14 protein-coding genes and 4 pseudogenes are annotated in these 16515 nt (G+C 62.3%); 14 read left to right on the top strand and 4 right to left on the bottom strand.

The annotated features are described in order from the left end of the window. Nucleotides 1–9: 9 nt before the first annotated feature. The 5 genes and pseudogenes from QN358_RS11895 to QN358_RS11915 form a co-directional block, all read left to right on the top strand. Nucleotides 10–399 (top strand): annotated as a pseudogene (locus QN358_RS11895) (DUF4158 domain-containing protein); the annotation flags it as partial. Nucleotides 400–1312: 913 nt separating this feature from the next. After that, nucleotides 1313–1507: pseudogene (locus QN358_RS11900) on the top strand (IS481 family transposase); the annotation flags it as partial. Nucleotides 1508–1688: 181 nt separating this feature from the next. Next, a pseudogene (gene istA / locus QN358_RS11905) lies at nucleotides 1689–3262 on the top strand (IS21 family transposase). Continuing rightward, complete coding sequence (locus QN358_RS11910) at nucleotides 3259–4008, top strand: ATP-binding protein (RefSeq protein ID WP_323512487.1); 750 nt, start codon at nucleotides 3259–3261, stop codon at nucleotides 4006–4008. Before istA ends, QN358_RS11910 begins: the two are co-directional and overlap by 4 nt. A gap of 111 nt (nucleotides 4009–4119) precedes the next feature. Next, nucleotides 4120–4758 (top strand): annotated as a pseudogene (locus tag QN358_RS11915) (DDE-type integrase/transposase/recombinase); the annotation flags it as partial. A gap of 28 nt (nucleotides 4759–4786) precedes the next feature. Here QN358_RS11915 and QN358_RS11920 read toward each other — a convergent pair. From QN358_RS11920 to QN358_RS11935, 4 genes are all read right to left on the bottom strand, one after another. Continuing rightward, a complete protein-coding gene (locus QN358_RS11920; protein WP_323512488.1) occupies nucleotides 4787–6037 on the bottom strand; it encodes a serine hydrolase domain-containing protein in 1251 nt (416 codons plus the stop codon). 34 nt (nucleotides 6038–6071) lie between these two features. After that, entirely contained in the window at nucleotides 6072–6443 is a 372-nt protein-coding gene (locus QN358_RS11925) for an ATP-binding protein (RefSeq protein ID WP_323512489.1), read from the bottom strand. Further along, nucleotides 6440–7228: a Mu transposase domain-containing protein gene (locus QN358_RS11930; protein ID WP_323512490.1), complete on the bottom strand. Its 789-nt coding sequence runs from the start codon at nucleotides 7226–7228 to the stop codon at nucleotides 6440–6442. The genes QN358_RS11925 and QN358_RS11930 overlap by 4 nt, the downstream gene beginning before the upstream one ends. A 246-nt stretch (nucleotides 7229–7474) precedes the next feature. After that, nucleotides 7475–7741 (bottom strand): hypothetical protein, encoded by a 267-nt coding sequence (locus tag QN358_RS11935; protein WP_323512491.1) that lies wholly within the window; start codon nucleotides 7739–7741, stop codon nucleotides 7475–7477. A gap of 195 nt (nucleotides 7742–7936) precedes the next feature. Here QN358_RS11935 and QN358_RS11940 point away from each other — a divergent pair, with 195 nt between their 5' ends. From QN358_RS11940 to QN358_RS11975, 9 genes are all read left to right on the top strand, one after another. Next, nucleotides 7937–10150 (top strand): IS30 family transposase, encoded by a 2214-nt coding sequence (locus tag QN358_RS11940; RefSeq protein ID WP_323512492.1) that lies wholly within the window; start codon nucleotides 7937–7939, stop codon nucleotides 10148–10150. A 335-nt stretch (nucleotides 10151–10485) separates the two neighbouring features. Further along, nucleotides 10486–11337, top strand: a complete 852-nt coding sequence (locus QN358_RS11945) for a bacteriorhodopsin-like (protein ID WP_323512493.1) — start codon at nucleotides 10486–10488, stop codon at nucleotides 11335–11337. Nucleotides 11338–11535: 198 nt separating this feature from the next. After that, nucleotides 11536–11763, top strand: a complete 228-nt coding sequence (locus tag QN358_RS11950; RefSeq protein WP_323512494.1) for a hypothetical protein — start codon at nucleotides 11536–11538, stop codon at nucleotides 11761–11763. Between the two features lie 416 nt (nucleotides 11764–12179). Continuing rightward, a protein-coding gene (locus QN358_RS11955; RefSeq protein ID WP_416351986.1) for an IS5 family transposase occupies nucleotides 12180–13077 on the top strand; the annotation gives its coding sequence in 2 pieces (ribosomal slippage) (nucleotides 12180–12539 and nucleotides 12541–13077; 897 coding nt in all). Between the two features lie 81 nt (nucleotides 13078–13158). After that, nucleotides 13159–13656: a hypothetical protein gene (locus QN358_RS11960; RefSeq protein ID WP_323512500.1), complete on the top strand. Its 498-nt coding sequence runs from the start codon at nucleotides 13159–13161 to the stop codon at nucleotides 13654–13656. Between the two features lie 51 nt (nucleotides 13657–13707). Further along, complete coding sequence (locus tag QN358_RS11965; protein WP_323512501.1) at nucleotides 13708–14022, top strand: hypothetical protein; 315 nt, start codon at nucleotides 13708–13710, stop codon at nucleotides 14020–14022. Between the two features lie 17 nt (nucleotides 14023–14039). Further along, complete coding sequence (locus tag QN358_RS18865; protein WP_416351987.1) at nucleotides 14040–14864, top strand: DDE-type integrase/transposase/recombinase; 825 nt, start codon at nucleotides 14040–14042, stop codon at nucleotides 14862–14864. Then, the gene (locus tag QN358_RS11970) at nucleotides 14756–16153 is read left to right on the top strand and encodes an IS30 family transposase (protein WP_416351988.1); all 1398 of its coding nucleotides are present in this window, start codon (nucleotides 14756–14758) and stop codon (nucleotides 16151–16153) included. The genes QN358_RS18865 and QN358_RS11970 overlap by 109 nt, the downstream gene beginning before the upstream one ends. Then, entirely contained in the window at nucleotides 16134–16496 is a 363-nt protein-coding gene (locus QN358_RS11975) for an integrase core domain-containing protein (protein ID WP_323512495.1), read from the top strand. The genes QN358_RS11970 and QN358_RS11975 overlap by 20 nt, the downstream gene beginning before the upstream one ends. The last annotated feature ends 19 nt before the right edge of the window (nucleotides 16497–16515 follow it).

The raw sequence follows: 16515 nt of genomic DNA on the forward strand, positions 1-16515 counted from the left end.
GAGCCGGATGTGGATGTTGTTGGCGATTGGAGGCTCGTCGATGCGGACTTGAGCCTGCTGGGGAATAAGTCAGGGGCGACCCGATTGGGTTTCGCGTTGACGCTTAAGTTTTTCGAGCACACCGCTCGATTCCCGGACTCCGCCGAAGACTTCTCGTCCGCTGTCGTAGCCTACATTGCGAAGCAGGTCGGCATCGACGTGATGCTTCTGCGTTCTTATGAGTGGTCGGGGCGGTCGGCGACAAGGCATCGGGCTCAGATTCGTGCGGCGTTCGGTTTTCGCGAATTTACGCGGGCTGACGAGGATCGATTGGCTGGGTGGTTGGCTTCGGAGGTGTTCCCGTTTGAGTATCGTGAGGCGGCCGTCCGGGCGGCTCTGCTCGACCGCGTGCGATCCGAACGGATTGAACTGTCGGGACGGGTGTCGCGCCTTCTTGGGGCAGCCAGGTCGGCTTTTGAGTCGTCATTTTGCGCGTCCGTCTGGGAGAGGCTCGGTGAGGACGCGCGTGGCCGGCTTGAAGCGTTGATCGGCGATGGAACTGCTGGTGGGGCGTTGGCGCAGCTGCGCGCGGATCCGGGGCCTGTCGGGTTGGAGACCCTGCTTGATGAAGTGGACAAGCTGAGATCGGTTCAAGAGCTAGCGCTTCCGGATGGCTTGTTCCAGGGGGTTTCGGAGAAGGTCATTGAGCTTTGGCGGGCACGAGCGGCGCGGTCGTACCCATCGGACCTGTGGTCCTCACCACCGCCGGTGCGGGTCACGTTGTTGGCGGCGTTGTGTCATCAGCGGATGGCGGAGATCACGGACGGACTGGTGGATGTACTGCTGGCGCTGGTCTTGAAGGTCAACACGCGAGCCGAGCGACGAGTGGAGCGGGAGTTGACCGATGATCTGCGTCGGGTGCGGGGGAAGGAAACGATCCTGTTCAAGGTGGCGGAAGCAGTGCTGGAAGCACCGGATTCCATAGTCCGTCAGACCGTGTTCCCGATTGTCGGGGAGGCGACCCTGCGGGATTTGGTTCGGGAAGCGAAGGCGAACGAGTCCATTTTCCAGGCTCGCGTTCGTACCGTGCTGCGCGGGTCGCATTCGAATTATTACCGGAGGATGTTGCCGGCGTTGTTGTCAGCGGTGCGGTTTCGGTGCAATAACAGCGCGTACCAGCCCGTGCTCAAGGCACTTGATCTGCTGGCTTCTTACGCGACCGCCAGCGGGACCGTCCGGTCTTATGCGGAAACGGAGGAAGTTCCCATCTTCCCAAAGCCTCGCGATCGCACCATACTATGGTGCTTTGGAATGCGCGTGAGGCGCTCAGCGAGGAACTGTCGGGTCGTCTCGTCCGCATCACAGCCCGAACCGGACCCCGCAGGCGATGGTGCGAAAGATCGGGCATCTGCGGTGGAAGCAACGCCTCGGCCCAGTTGGCATCGGCGGGCACCTCGGCGTCCCGGCGTCGACGGTGCACGCCGTTCTGGTGCGCTGCCGTCTGAACCGGCTCAGCTACATCAACAAATGAATATTCGCGTTTCTGGGAGCCACGGTTATTGCCGTTGAGAGCCACTTCCCGATAGTCGGTGTCGGTGTCGGTGTCGGTGTCATTACCGTGGGGGTGGCGGAATATTGTCGTTCGGAGCCGGCTGGTTAGGCTCCTTCGGCCGTGCGTATGTGGCGTGCGGCAGAAGGAGTAGTCACCAATGGTACGTAGGATCAAAACGAAGCTGGTGCTCGAGCTTCGGGCACAGGGGCTGACAGGGCGGATGATCGCTCAGGCGCAGGGTGTTTCCCGGAACAGTGCCGCGGCGGTCTTCGCCGCTGCGGATCGGGCCGGGATCGTCTGGGATGGTATCGCTGGCAAGACTGATGCTGAGGTGTACGCGTTGGTGTTCCCGGGTCGCGGGGAGCACGAGAGCGTGTTCGTGCAGCCTGACTGGGAGGGGCTTCATAGGGAGCTCGCTCGTGCGGGGGTGACGCTGAAGCTACACGGCGAGTATGTCGACGGATGCTCTGCGTCAGGCGGGCCGGCGATGAGTTACGACCGGTTCTGTAAGACGTACGCGGCACACGCCATGGTCAGCGGGGCGGCGTCCCGGGTTGGTCATAAGGCTGGGCAGACGATCGAGGTCGACTGGTCGGGGCCCACGATGCAGCTCGCCGATCCGGCAACGGGCGAGGTATCGAAGGTTTTCTTGTTCGTCGCATGTCAGCCATTTTCGAGGTATGCGTTCGTGGAGCCGACCACGGATATGAGGCAAAATACGTGGCTGCTGGCGCACGTGGGGATGTTTGAGTGGTTCGGCGGGACAGCACCCAGGGTCGTGCCCGACAATTTGAAGACCGGTGTGATCAAGCATCCCCGCGAGGGCGAGGTGGTGCTGAACGACGCGTACAGGGAACTCGCTGCGCACTATTCCGCGGCTGTGCTGCCCGGCGGGTGCGCCGGCCGAAGGACAAGGCGAGCGTAGAGAACACGGTCTCTCATGTCGCTACCTGGGTGATCGCGGGCCTGCGTGATCAGAGCTTCACCTCGCTTGCTGTGCTGCGGGCCGCGGTACGGGAGCGGATGGATGCGTATAATCGGGAGCCGTTCCAGAAACGGGCTGGCTCAAGGCTCAGCGTGTTCGAGACGGAGGAGAAACCTTTGCTTCGACCGCTGCCCGCAGTGCCGTACGAGATCAGCCGGTGGGTGACCGGGCGTCGGGTGCAGAAGAACGGCCATGTGGTGTGGGAGAAGAACTTCTATTCCGTCCCGTACGCGCTTATCGGGCAGGCTGTCGATCTGCGTGTCACGGCGCAGCTGGTCGAGGTGTACCGGAATCATGAACGCCTCACGAGCCATCTGCTGCTCGGTGAGCACGTCGTGAACGAGTACCGCACGAACGACTCCGATCAGCCGCAAGGTGAGAAGTATCGGGAATGGGATAATCAAAGGATCCGGACGTGGGCGGAACGCGTCGGCCCGCACATGGTGACCGTGGTGGGCCGGATCTTCGAGTCGGTAGCTGTCGAGGAGCAAGGCTTCAACGCAGCCCTCGCCGTGCTCAGGCTGACCCGCCGATATTCCAGCGAACGAGTTGAGCACGCCTGCCAGATCGCGCTGGAAAGTCGTGTCCGATCGCCGCGCTACGCACACCTGCAACCGATCCTAGAAACTGGGCAAGATCGAGCAGGAACGCGTCGGCGACCGCGTTTCGAAGACGCCAGCCCGGAGCCGGAGCCGGACGGGTATGTGCGCGGTGCCGACTACTACGCAGGCGGGAGTGCCCGATGAGCCGGATCGATATCGAGACGAAACGTAAACTCCGAGAGATGGGCGTCGCGACACTGTTGGACGCGTTCGAAGCCCAAGACGACACGCTGACCCTCGGGTTGGCGTTTGAGGAGAAGATCAAGATCGCCGTCGATGACGCCCACTCCGCGTTCACTCAGTCCAAGGTCGAGGGGCTGATCCGGCGGGCGAACCTGCGCTATCCGAACGCTGACCTGAGACGGTTGGATCTGATCGAGGAACGCGGCCTTGACCGGAGTGTGATCGCGGGACTTGGCAGCTGCTCGTTCATCGAGAGGCAGCAGAACGTCGTGTTCCAGGGATTCACCGGGTCCGGGAAATCGTACCTCGGGTGCGCACTAGCGAAAGCGGCGTGCCTGCACCGGGTCCGGGCGCACTACATTCGGATGCCAGAGCTTGAAGAGGCCTGGCAGCTGGCCCGCGACAAACCCTCTGGGCAGACGAAGTTTCTAAACAAATACGCATCGTTCACGCTCCTCGTGATCGATGAATGGCTCCTCGACGAACCTGACGAGAGCACCCGGAGCATGCTGCTGGAACTGCTCGAGCGACGCTACGACGAAACCTCGACCGTGTTCTGTACCCAGTACGCGCAGAAGGACTGGCACCAGCGCCTCGGCTCCGGAGTCCACGCCGACGCGATCATGGACCGCATCGTGCACCACACGTTATGGGTCGAGACCGGCGACTACAACATGCGAGCACACGCCGCGAAACGCGCCGCCTAACCGCAACGAGAGCCAGCGGGGCTCCCAAGCACGCGATTCGCTGGCTCTCATCGGCAATACCAGTGGCTCCGAACAGCAATATCGGGTGGCTCCCACCCACGCAAATACTCAGACAAACGCACCGGTGAGGTCGTTCGCCGGTACGAGCACGACACCCCGGGTGCGATGATCCATGTCGACGTCACGAAGTTCGGCAATATTCCCGATGGTGGCGGGCACCGTTAGGTCGGCCGACAACAAGGCAACCGGAACCGCGCAGCGACCAATGGGCTCCCGCGGAACAAACACCGCAACCCGCTGCCAGGGAAAGCGTTTGTGCACACCGTGATCGATGATCACTCCTGGGTCGCGTACGCCGAGATCCACGCTGACGAAACCGCCCTCACAGCTGTTGGGGTGCTACAACGCGCGGTGCCTTGGTTCGCGGCCCGCAGCGTCACCGTGCAGCGGGTGCTTTCCGACAACGGGTCCGCATACAAATCACATCTCTGGCGCGATACCTGCGCCGAGCTTGGGATAATCCCGAAGAAAACCCGGCCGTACCGGCCGCAGACGAACGGGAAGATCGAACGCTTCCACCGCGCCCTCGTCGACGGGCGGGCATACAAAAGGTTCCATCCCACCGAAACCGCGCGCCGAAACGCCCTCCCAGCATGGCTCCACGAAAGCAATCACCACAGACCACACACCGCCATCGGAAGCCACCCACCCATCACCCGGTTGACCAACCTCCCTGGGCAGTACATCTAGCACAGCAGTGCTTTGCGGCCCAGGACTCTCATTTCGAGGGGTTCGGTGTGAAAGTGTGCCCGAGCGCGGTCGACAGGGCCACGAACATCCGAGTGGCCGGAGACGAGCACACTGCCGTTCGCGGATCGTCGGTCAACACGGCTGACAACTCACAATCGCCAGAAGGAATGTCGCTGTTCGTCTGCACCACAACTGTCGTATCGGTACTGGTGTCGGAGAAGAGGCTGGTGTTGTACCCGGGGAGCTCACCAGTGTGCCCGACCCACCCACCGATACAACCCAAGGCAATGCCATATCCTGCCGCACCGGGGAACGACATCAAGCGTTCAGTCTGGCTCGCCGTGTCGAGCAGACCCTGGCCGGTGGCAAGGGCCCTCCCGTAAGTGAGCAGATCGGGCATGTTCGAGATCATCTCGCCCGCCGTGAAGCCCCAGGCCGGGTTCCAATTGGTCGCATTGCTCGGGGCTGACGGTGTCGCGAAATCACCTTGCACCGTGAAGCCCTGGGCATACGGTTCGGGTATGGCCGTCTGGTCGCCCGGCCACGATGTACTCGTGAGACCAAGCGGTTTCAGAATGCGTTGCGCAAAGACGTCTGAGATCGATTCCCCTGTGACTTTTTCAATCACCAACCCCAGAAGAACGGTGTTGGTGTTCGAGTAGTTGAATTGCTCACCCGGCGCGAAGATCGGGGACTTCTCAACCCCCGCGGCCACCAACTCCGTCGGCGTGAAGATGGTCTCCGGTTTGGCGAAGTACACATCGGTGAACGAGGAATTCATCGTGTAGCTTGCTATGCCGCTGGTCATCGAGGCGAGCTGGCGCAGGGTGATCTGCTCGCCATTCGGAATGCCGGGGATGTACCTGCTGATCGTGTCGTCGAGCGAAAGCTTCTTATCTTCAGCCAGTTGCATCAGAAGCGTGCCGGTGAACGTCTTCGTCACCGAGCCGATCCGCGTATGCATGCCCACTTCCATCGGCGCGCCTGTCGAAGGATCGGCCACTCCATACGCCGCCATCCAGGTGCCCTGCGGCGTACGCACCCCGACGATTGCCCCCGGTGATGCTGCTTCAGTGAACGACGACCTGGCCGCTGAGTCCAGCGAATCCGTGAGGGCGGTGGGCAACACGGCAGTGGTCATCTGGGACGTGGGTTGGCGACTGATAACACCGGCGACATCGGAAACGCAGGTCGAATCGACGGCGGCCGCCGGAGACGATGTGACAGTCTGAGCAGATCCTCCTTGCGCACACGCACTGAGGGCGAGCCCCAGCGCCACGACAAGCGAGGCAACAGCCGAGCCTGAGAATCGTTTATGACCGGTCGATCGCTTCATTGCGGCACCCTCTCATGCGATTCATGCTGCAGCACGCGCTTTGCTGCACCGATATCTCGGAGTCTATCCCGGATGCTGCGTCGAGGTCGAAGTCGAGGTCGTTGAGTGTCGCACCGGTGGGGAGGTTCGCGAACCGGAACCGGCCGGTCAGGCGGCGGGCATCGGTCGCGGTGACTTCGATGGCGAGGAGGTGCTCCAGGGCCTGAGTCAGAGACCAGCCCTCGGCTTGGGCCTGGTCCAGTATCCCTGGCAGCGCGTCGGCGGCGTCTGCGAGTTTCAGGTCGGTCAGGTGGCCGCGGAGCTGTTGATACACGCTCGCCGGCGTCACTGCTGTCGTGGTGGTGGTCATTGGAGGGTGTTCCTGTTCTTCGCGGCCTGTTCATACGCGGCGAGGCTGATCACGGTCGTGGGTTCGGTGGTGCCGGTGAGCGCTGCTGCCTCGTGACGGGCAGCGGCGCCTGGCGGGATGCGTTCCTTCTTCCGGTACGGCCGCCCGGGAGGTGCCGAGGTTAACGCGATCCGCTCGAGTGCGGTGATGTGGCCGCTGTCACGGATCGTGACTCCGAGCCCGAGCCCGGGTTCGGCTGTCTGGTGCCGTGCCAGGACGACACCCGATACGGTCGCGATATCGATCGTGTTCACGCCGAGCCGCTGATGAACGATGACTTTCGTGGCGGCGAGCTCCGGGGGTACCGAGTAGCGGTTCCCGCGCCAGTCGATCAGGGCCTGCCGTGTCGCGGTGCGTTCCTCGGTCACGACGACCGGGAACACGCTAGGCGGTAACGGTCGGAGCCGTTCCGCAGCGAACATGACCGCGGCTGTCGTCGAACCGTCGCGGCCTTCACGGCGGCGGGCGTCTTGGCTTCGGGCGAATGTCATCAATCGTGTTTGTGCTTGCTCGGCGATGAGGTCTTCGGGCAGGTTTTGCCACCACCGCTGTGCTGTGGTGTGGTTGTTCTTCTCCACCACGCCTTTACGGTTCCCCGACCTTGGCCGGCACGCGACAACGGTCACCGCGTGATGCTTTGAAAACGCGGGTGTCAGATCGCTGGTGCCGGCCTTCGACACCGTCGCCATCCGATCGAACCGCCACGACGTGTTGACACCGCCGAGGAGGCTGAGCAGCACGGTCATCGCGGCAAGCAAGTGCGGAAGGTCCATCGATGGGGCGATCGCTGCCCGCCACACCCCGGAGTGAGCCAACGACCCCACGAGCACGTACGCGCGTTTCGTCGGAAACGCCCACCCCGCTGGAGAGTCGGGCAGCTCGACCCAGTCGAACTGGGTCTCCTCACCGGGCGGGTGCTCGATGATCGCATTCGGTCGTTTCGTGACATGCGCGCACGCCGTGCACGCCGGCCGTAATCCCCGGTCCCGAACCTAACGAGTCAGAGTTTGGTACGACCCGGTGAAGCCCAACGGATGAAGCTCGTCCAGCAGCGTCGCGGCCCACAAGTGCGGGTCCTCGGCCAGCCTCGCGGTGACATAGACCACGAACACGTCGAACGGGTCCGGGTCGGCGCGTTTCCGAATCCCGGGGCTACGCTGGCCCGACAGATACGCTCGAATCGTTTTACGGTCATGATCGGTACGGCGAGCGATTTCACTGATCGTCATCCCTGGCCGTTTGAGCGCGTGAATATCCACGTCGTCCTCCTCTGAAAGCATAGGAGTAGGACCTTCCTCGTGCTGGTGTGTGGTCGAAGACCATCAGCATCGAGGAATGCCCGCACTTATGAGCGGAAGCGACCCGGGGTGGGGAATTTCAGTGAGCACCGTCAAGTGGTGAGCCAGGTTCGATATTGGGTGAGGAAGTCGCGGTTGTTGACATGTCCTCGTTCGATGACCGAGATGGTCATTGGTGAGCAGTCCAGGGCCGCGGCGACCGTGGTGAGGGTGTGGCCGAGGGCTTGTCTGGTGGGGCTGATCTCTGACACTTTCTGCCGGAACACCGACGAAGACCCGGACCAGCCCACCCGTTCTGCGAGCGTCGATGCTGGCATCCGCGCCGTGGCCGCGAGCAGCACCCGGACCTTCGGTTCGAACGCGTCGAACGTCGACCCGGCAGGTGCCCGCCAATACGTCGGTGGCCTGCCCGCTTCCAGCGCCCGCTCGACCGTGCCTCGGTACGAGCGAGCGTTGACGGGGTCGAGTTTTGATGATGTCGCATTGGCGGTGCGGAAGCTGTTGCTGAGTTCGCCGCGAATGCCGTCGCCGGCCCTGGCGGAGCGGGTGGGGTGGTCGGGTTCGTCGTCGTTGTTCCGGTTAAGGGTCGCAGCGATCCGACCTGAATATCTGCCGCCGGATCCCGCTGACCGGATCGATCATCAGCCCGGTGTGCAGGTGCAATGTGATCTGTGGTTCCCGCACCAGGCGATCCCGCTGGGTCATGATCAGCACGGCATGCCGCCGGTGCTGGTGATGACGTCGACGTTCTCGGGGAACATTCAAGCGTTGATGCTGCCCTCCCGGACAACCCCCGACCTCCTCGGCGGGATGTGGCAGTTGTTGCAGCAGGCCGGCGCGGTGCCGGAGCGGCTGGTCTGGGATAACGAGACCGGTATCGGCCGGCGTAAGCTCACCGAGCCCGCTGCCGCGTTCGCTGGCACGTTGGGGACGAAGATCGTGCTGCTGCCACCGCGGGATCCGGAGTCCAAGGGCATGGTCGAGCGGATGAACCAGTTCTTCCGCTCGAGGTTCATGCCCGGCCGCAGCTTCGCATCGCCAGCGGATTTCAACAACCAGCTCGTTGACTGGCTGCCCGTCGCGAATGCCCGCCACTCGCGCTCACGGCGCGGGAAACCCGCCGAGCTTGTCGGCCGTGATCGGGCCGCGATGCGGGCCTTGTCACCGGTGCCACCGGAGGTGCTATTCCGGAACACGGTCAGGCTGCCTAGGGATTACTACGTGCGGGTTTTCACGAACGATTACTCGGTCAGTCCGGGCATGATCGGTCGGATCGTTGATGTCACTGCTGACCTGCACCAGGTCACTGTCACCCATGACGGCACTGTCATCGCGGTGCATCAGCGGGAGTGGGCCCGCCAGCTGATCGTCACCGATCCGGCCCATGTTGCAGAGGCGGCAGTGCTGCGGCAGGCGTTCAAGCAAGTCCGCGGCTACCGGCCGTTGGGGTGTGCGATCAGCCGGGAGTTGCACCGGAATATGCGCCGGCATGACCGCGGCAAATACGATGCTGTGCTCGCGCACGCCCGCTTCAGAGAGAAAGCCCGCCGCGACCGCGCCGGCCTCATAGGTAAAGACCCAGTGCTACGCGATCTCGTGCAGGAGAAGCTCACTCAGGATTGGAGCCCTGAGCAGATCAGCTTCTGGCTCCGCGAAACTCACCCGCAGAAGAAGTCCTGGCATGTGTGTCATGAAACGATCTACCAGGCCGTGTATTGGCCGCGGAACAGCGGATTGACGCGGAAGTTGACCACGCATCTGCGCACGGGCCGGCCGTTACGGAAGCGACGACGGCGACCCGATGTGCGCGCGCCGCGGTTCATTGCGCCGGCGACGCTGATCGATCACAGGCCGGCTGTCATGGAGGAACGATCCCGGCTGGGCGATTGGGAAGGCGACCTCATCATCGGGTCGAAGACGCGCTCTGCGATCGGCACGCTCGTCGATCGCAAGAGCGGGTATGTCTTACTGCTGCACCTGCCCGACTCGCACTCTGCGCTCGAGCTCAACGCGGCACTTACCGCGACGATGTCGCAGCTGCCTGCGCACTTGCGGCAAACGCTGACCTGGGACCAGGGGTCTGAGATGTCCAGCCACGACAAAATCGCCTCCCTCTTCGGCGACGGAGTATTCTTCGCCCACCCCGGGAAGCCGTGGCAGCGCGGCTCCAACGAGAATATGAACGGGCTGCTTCGGCAATACTTCCGCAAGCACAGCGACCTCAGCGTTCACGGCGCCGACACCCTCAAAGTCATCGCCGCGAAGCTCAACGATCGACCACGAAAACGCCTCAACTGGCAAAGCCCCACCCAGCTCTTCACCGCAGAGCTAGGATCGCAGCAAGAAAAAGGTGTTGCGACGACCGCTTGAATTCACCCGGTGGCTCTTCACGTCGCGGGCGCAACGCTCAAGAACCCGAAACCACACCACTCACGGGGACGTCACCCCACCCAACCCTGACACGTAGGGCGAGCACGACAAAAACAAACTAAACACCACCTGTCTCAGGTGACTTGACAAATACAAGATGTGACAGTGAGTAGCGTCAGGCGGATGGGACGACCAAGGCCGTGTTGTGTTTGCATTCTGATGTCAAGGCCTTCAGATTGGTGGGCCAATGCGATCGGATGAGTAGTGCACAAACACGTTCTTCTTGGTGAGAGCCTTTCTCCCAGTGGTTATTCAACGTCGCCCATCGGAGCCCAGTGATACCGAACATCCTCAGCCACGGCCAGTTTGAAACCGTTTACAACTCTGTCTCGCTCGTGATCGCCTCCATGCTTTTCACCGCACTATTTTTGCTGATCTCGCTCCCGCGCGTGCTACCGCGCTATCGCCAGGCCATCACCGTCGCGATTGTTGTCTGCGGTATCGCCACATATCACTACTTCCGCATATTCAACTCGTTCACATCTGCATTCGTCACCCCCTCCATCGGCGGCACCGGCGACTACACCCAGGCCGCCGGTGCCGGCTTCAACGAGGGCTACCGGTACGTGGACTGGCTGCTGACCGTGCCGTTGCTACTCGTCGAACTCATTGCTGTACTCGCTCTGGCGAGAAAAGTTCAGCGCCGCCTGCTGGTACGCTTAGTACCCGCCGCCGCACTCATGATCGCCCTCGGCTACCCCGGCGAAATCAGCGGCGACAACGGCCTCCGCGGCCTGTTCGGTCTGCTCTCGGCCATACCCTTCGCCTACATCTTGTTCATTCTCTTCACCGAACTGGGCAAATCACTCGAACATCAACCCGCCTCAGTGCGCGGCACTCTCTCACGCCTGAGGTTCTTGCTGCTGCTGAGCTGGGGAGTATACCCGATCGCGTACCTCCTGCCGCTACTGAACCTAAACGGCGCAGACGCCTGGGTCGCCAAACAAGTCGGCTACTCCATAGCAGACATCTTGGCCAAAGCGGTCTACGCACTCATCATCTTCCAGGTCGCGAAAATGAAGTCATACGACGACGACCTAACCTTCGCGAAAATAGAACTCCCCAAAGACGAACTCGCCACCGGCACCTGGACCGACGACGAACTGCGTACCCAAGCAGTCACCTGATTGTTGATTCTGCCCGCTTCGACGCAAGTCGGCTGACTGCGCGAGCGTCGTCGTGCTCGAAGCCGGGCGGGTCGGGTGCGCCTGCGTGAACACCGGGCGTGTACCCACCCGGAGCTTACGCAAAAACCGCCCACCTCATTCGCGAAGAGCGCTACTCAGGCATGGTATTCTCGCGGCGGTCTCCGCCATCGTCGGCCCATGACCGCGACCCGCGTTGAGGAACCGGTCGAAAGAATGTGTTCGATCAAAACTGAGGAGCAGAGCACTACCCTCGCCGGCAGCGCTCTCATTCACGAAGGCCGCGCCCGGTTCATTGGCGGCACCACGCCGGCGCTCGAAAATAAGCGTCAGATCATGGCCGAGCGCGTTGTGGTCAGTGTGGGCGGCCATTCACGGCCATTCACGGCGATTTCCGATCCCCGGTGACGAAATCGCCACCGAACCAGAGGATGTTTCGCACCTCCCATTTCTGCCACGCCGGATGACGATCATCTCGGGCGTCGCCGCGGCTTTCGTAACGCATGGTGTCAGTGTGTAGACCGGAATCGACGAGGCGCGATCTGTTGCCCGGTTGTTGTTCTCCTCCGATAGGGAGAACGTACCAGCTCGACTGCACGACATTGATCTTGGCGTAGTTGAGGCGCCGTTTTTTCGAAATGCCGCCAGCCAGTCCAGGTCTGAGGAGTAACAGGTGGGGGTATCTGCTCGGGTCACGGGTCGTGATCGAGGCTGCCAGAGTCAGTGCGGTGTCCGGCTAGCTGGGCGCGGATGATCGGTGGGTCCTCGTCAAGGGCTAGGGCGTGTCTCTTAACCTCGTCATGTTGGGTTTGAGATGATTTGGTGTGTCGCGAACTAAGTCTTTGTCGGATCCCCAGTGGGCGTTGATCGCGCCGTTAATGCCCAGCCCGACAGGCAAAGGTGGGCGGCCGTTCAATGACCATCGGCTGATGGTCGAGGGCATCATTTACCGATATCGGACGGGAACGCCGTGGCGGGATCTGCCAGAGAGTTTCGGGTCTTGGAAGACGGTCTGGAAGCGACACCGCCGGTTCAGTGGTGATGGCACTTGGGACAAGATTCTCACCAAGTTGTTGACCCATGCCGATGAGGTCGGGCTGATCGAGTGGGAGGTGTCGGTGGACTCGACTGTGAATCGTGCCCATCAGCACGGCACCAACCTCGGTCGGGCCACGGGGGGATCTGTCGAATTACACGAATCTGCTGATCGAGCCTCCTGAGAATGCGGTTGGCCGTTCTCGCGGGGGTTTGACGACAAAGATCCACGCGTTATGCGACGCGAAGATGCGCCCGTTGGTCATGCTGCTCGGCACAGGTCAGGGCGGCGATTCGCCGATGTTCCCCGAGGTGATGGCGAGCTTGCGGGTCCCGCGTCGAGGCAAAGGTGGTCCCCGGACGAAGCCCGATCGGACGATGGCCGACAAGGCGTACGCGTCGAAAGCGAACCGGAAGCTGCTCCGTGATCGCGGCATCGAAGCGGTCATCCCGGAGAAATCGGACCATATCGCCAACCGGAAACGACTCGGCCAGAAAGGCGGCCGGCCACCCACGTTCGACACCGAGGCCTACAAGCGACGCAACGTCATCGAACGCTGTTTCAACACCTTCAAAGACTGGCGCGGCATCGCCACACGCTACGACAAACTCGCCCTCACGTACCGCGGCGGAGTCGTCCTCCGAGCCATCACCATCTGGCTCAAGCTGTTAGGAGACACGCCCTAGGGCGTGTACTTCTGCTGCGGTTACCGTGTTCTTGTTGCCATCGCGGCGGCGCTTTTCTGCGGTCTGAGAGGAACGATAATCGTGTCTAAGAATGGGGATCTCGCCGTTTCTGATGCCGATGGTGCTGCCCTCGCCGGACCGGCGGTTTCAGCACCGCGATCTCGTCGGGTGGGGCGTGTCGTAGTTGGCACCAGTGGTTGGGTCCACGAGAAAATAGCGACAGCGTTGTATCGTCGGGTGGCCCAAGGAGACCAAGAAGCGTTCTCTCACCTGTACGACCGGATCGCACCGATCGTTCTCGGGATGCTGACCGGGAACCGGACCGCACAGCCAGAGGTCGTGATGAGTTCGGCGCTCATGCACTTGTGGAAAACCGCTCCCACTCTCGCCGCACAAAACCTGCGCATGACTCAGAAGCTTGGCATTGCCATCGCCCACGTGACCCGCACCATGCCGGTGCGGCAACTGGGATGCCGCGCGGTTTTCGGTCAGCGGATTTGGTGGTTTCTTCTACGCTGCCAGGGCTGGCTGTTGATAGCCATAGTGGACTTCGTTGGGGCGTCGGTAGCCGAGGGCTGAGTGAACTGTCCCTGATTTCGTGCTGTTTTCTTTCTTTGAAAGGATTCGGATATGCCAAGCAAATACCCTGCCGAGGTTCGGGAGCGTGCGACCCGGATGGTTCTTGATCGGTTGACCGATTACCCATCGACGTGGGCTGCGTGCCAGGACCTCGGTGCCAAGCTCAACGTCGGCGCGGAGACGCTTCGGAAGTGGATCGTTCAGGCGCAAGTCGACGCGGGCACGAAGACCGGTCCGAGCACCGAGGAGCTCGAAGAGATCAACCGGTTGAAGAAAGAGAACCGTGATCTGAAAGAGACGAACGAGATCCTGAAAGCGGCAGCGTCTTTCTTCGCGAGGGAACCAGGCCCTCGCAACCGCGGATAATCGCTTTCATCGAAACGATGAGGACGGACGGCCATGGAGTCGAGTCGATCTGTGACGTCCTGCACCTGCAGGGCGTCCAGGTCGCTCCAAGGTCGTACCGGGCGTGGAAGACACGGCCGGCAGCAGATCGCACGATCAACGACGCGACCGTTGTCGGGAAACTCCGATCGTTGAGGCAGCGTGATGCGAAGGGTCGGCAGAAACCCGAAGTGCTGTACGGGCGGCGGAAGATGACAGCGTGGCTTGCCCGAAACGGGTTCGCGGGCATCTCGAAACACACCGTTGACCGGGTAATGCGCGACGAAGGCATGAATGGTCTCGTGCGCGGGCGGAAGACCCGCACAACGATCCCGGCGAAGAATGGTAAACGCGCCGGCGACCTGCTGAACAGGGAGTTCTTCGCGCCTTACCCGAACCACAGCTGGGTCACGGACTTCACGTATGTCCCGACCTGGGCTGGGTTCGTGTACGTCGCTTTCGCTATCGATTTGTACTCCCGCGCGATCGTCGGCTGGCAGGCCTCGACGATCAAAGACACCCCGTTCGTGGAAGCCTGCCTACGGATGGCGTTATGGCGACGGGATCACACCAGCCGGCCCGTCAACCGCGGAATGATCCACCACTCGGACGCAGGCTCCCAAGGCGGATTCAACTGGTCGTCGCAACACCTTGATCGTGGAGGTGTTCGGCGGTGGCGAAGAAGGACTGGGCTGCGAAGACGAGTGATGTGCCCGTGGGTGCACGTCGGCAGTGGCGTGCGGATCGGGCGTTGCGCCCGCCGATGCGTTCGCCTGGGCGGCCTGAGCCCTCGCGGGCGGTGCAGCGGCAGTTCTGGCGTCTGATCGCGACGGGCATCACTTCAGCTGAGGCGGCGCTGAAGGTGGGCGTGTCCGTGCCGGTCGGTTCCCGCTGGTTTCGCCACGCTGGCGGTATGCCATCGCTCTCACTTGCCGAACCCAGCGGTCGTTACCTCTCTTTCGAGGAGCGTGAAGAGATCGCACTGCTCCGCGCCAAGCAGGTCGGCGTGCGTGAGATCGCGCGCAGGGTCGGCCGCGATCCGGGGACGATCTCTCGGGAACTGCGCCGTAACGCTGCCACGCGTAGCGGGAAGCAGGAGTATCGGGCGTTAGTGGCGCAATGGAAGGCTCAGCAGGCGGCGAAGCGACCGAAGACGGCGAGGCTCGTCGCGAACGACGGGTTGCGTGAGTACGTACAGGATCGCCTCGCTGGGAACGTTCGCCGACCCGACGGCAGCATCGTCGTCGGGCCGGAACCACCGGAGTGGAAGGGGCTGAATAAGCCGCACCGGCAGGACCGGCGGTGGGCGACCGCGTGGAGCCCGGAACAGATCTCACACCGGTTGAAGGTCGATTTCCCGGATGATGAATCCATGCGCATCAGCCACGAAGCGATCTACCAGTCGCTATTCATCCAGGGTCGTGGCGCCCTCAAGCGCGAACTCGTCGCCTGCCTGCGAACGGGTCGCGCGCTCCGGCAGCCGCGGGCTCGAGCACAGAACCGACCCCAGGGTCATGTGACTGCCGATGTCGTGTTCTCCGAACGCCCCGCGGAGGCCGCGGACCGCGCCGTCCCCGGGCACTGGGAAGGCGACCTGATCATTGGCACAGGCAGGTCAGCGATCGGTACGATCGTCGAACGCAAGAGCCGCTCGACCCTGCTGGTGCACCTTCCCCGGCTCGATGGCTGGGGCGAGGATCCCTACGTGAAGAACGGTCCGGCGCTGGGCGGCTACGGTGCCGTCGCGATGAACGCCGCGCTCACCGCGTCGATGACGAAGCTGCCCGAACAGCTCCGCAAGACACTGACCTGGGACCGCGGGAAGGAGCTCTCCGCGCACGCCCAGTTCGCGCTCGAGACGGGAACGAAGGTGTTCTTCGCCGACCCGCACTCGCCCTGGCAGCGGCCGACGAACGAGAACACCAACGGGCTCCTGCGGCAGTACTTCCCGAAGGGCACCGACCTCTCACGATGGTCCGCAGAAGACCTCGAAGCCGTCGCACTTGCCCTGAACAACCGACCCCGAAAAAGCCTCGACTGGAAAACCCCCGCCGAGGTCTTCGACGAACAGCTACAGTTACTCCAACAACCCGGTGTTGCAACGACCAATTGAACTCGTCCAATATGCATCTGAACAGATCACCGACACCGTCGCGCTCGAGGGGCTCGTCGCGTCGATCGGAAGCGTGGGAGATGCCTACGATAACGCCGCCGCAGAGACAGTCATGGGGCTGTACAAGAACGAAGCCGTCGCGAACGGATCACCCTTCCGAACCGGCGCGCTGAAGAACCTCGCCGACGTCCAGGAGATCACCTTCGACTGGGTCAACTGGTACAACAACGACCGCTTACACAGCTACCTCGACTACCAAAGCCCCGAGCACTACGAACAGAAATACTATGCTTCAAACATCGGCGCCCCAACCGGCAACGCCGCCAACAAGACGGCGGCATGAAAACCGGGACGGTTCACTT

The sequence above is a fragment of the Subtercola sp. RTI3 genome, from assembly GCF_035018625.1.
Taxonomy (GTDB): Bacteria; Actinomycetota; Actinomycetes; order Actinomycetales; family Microbacteriaceae; genus Subtercola; species Subtercola vilae.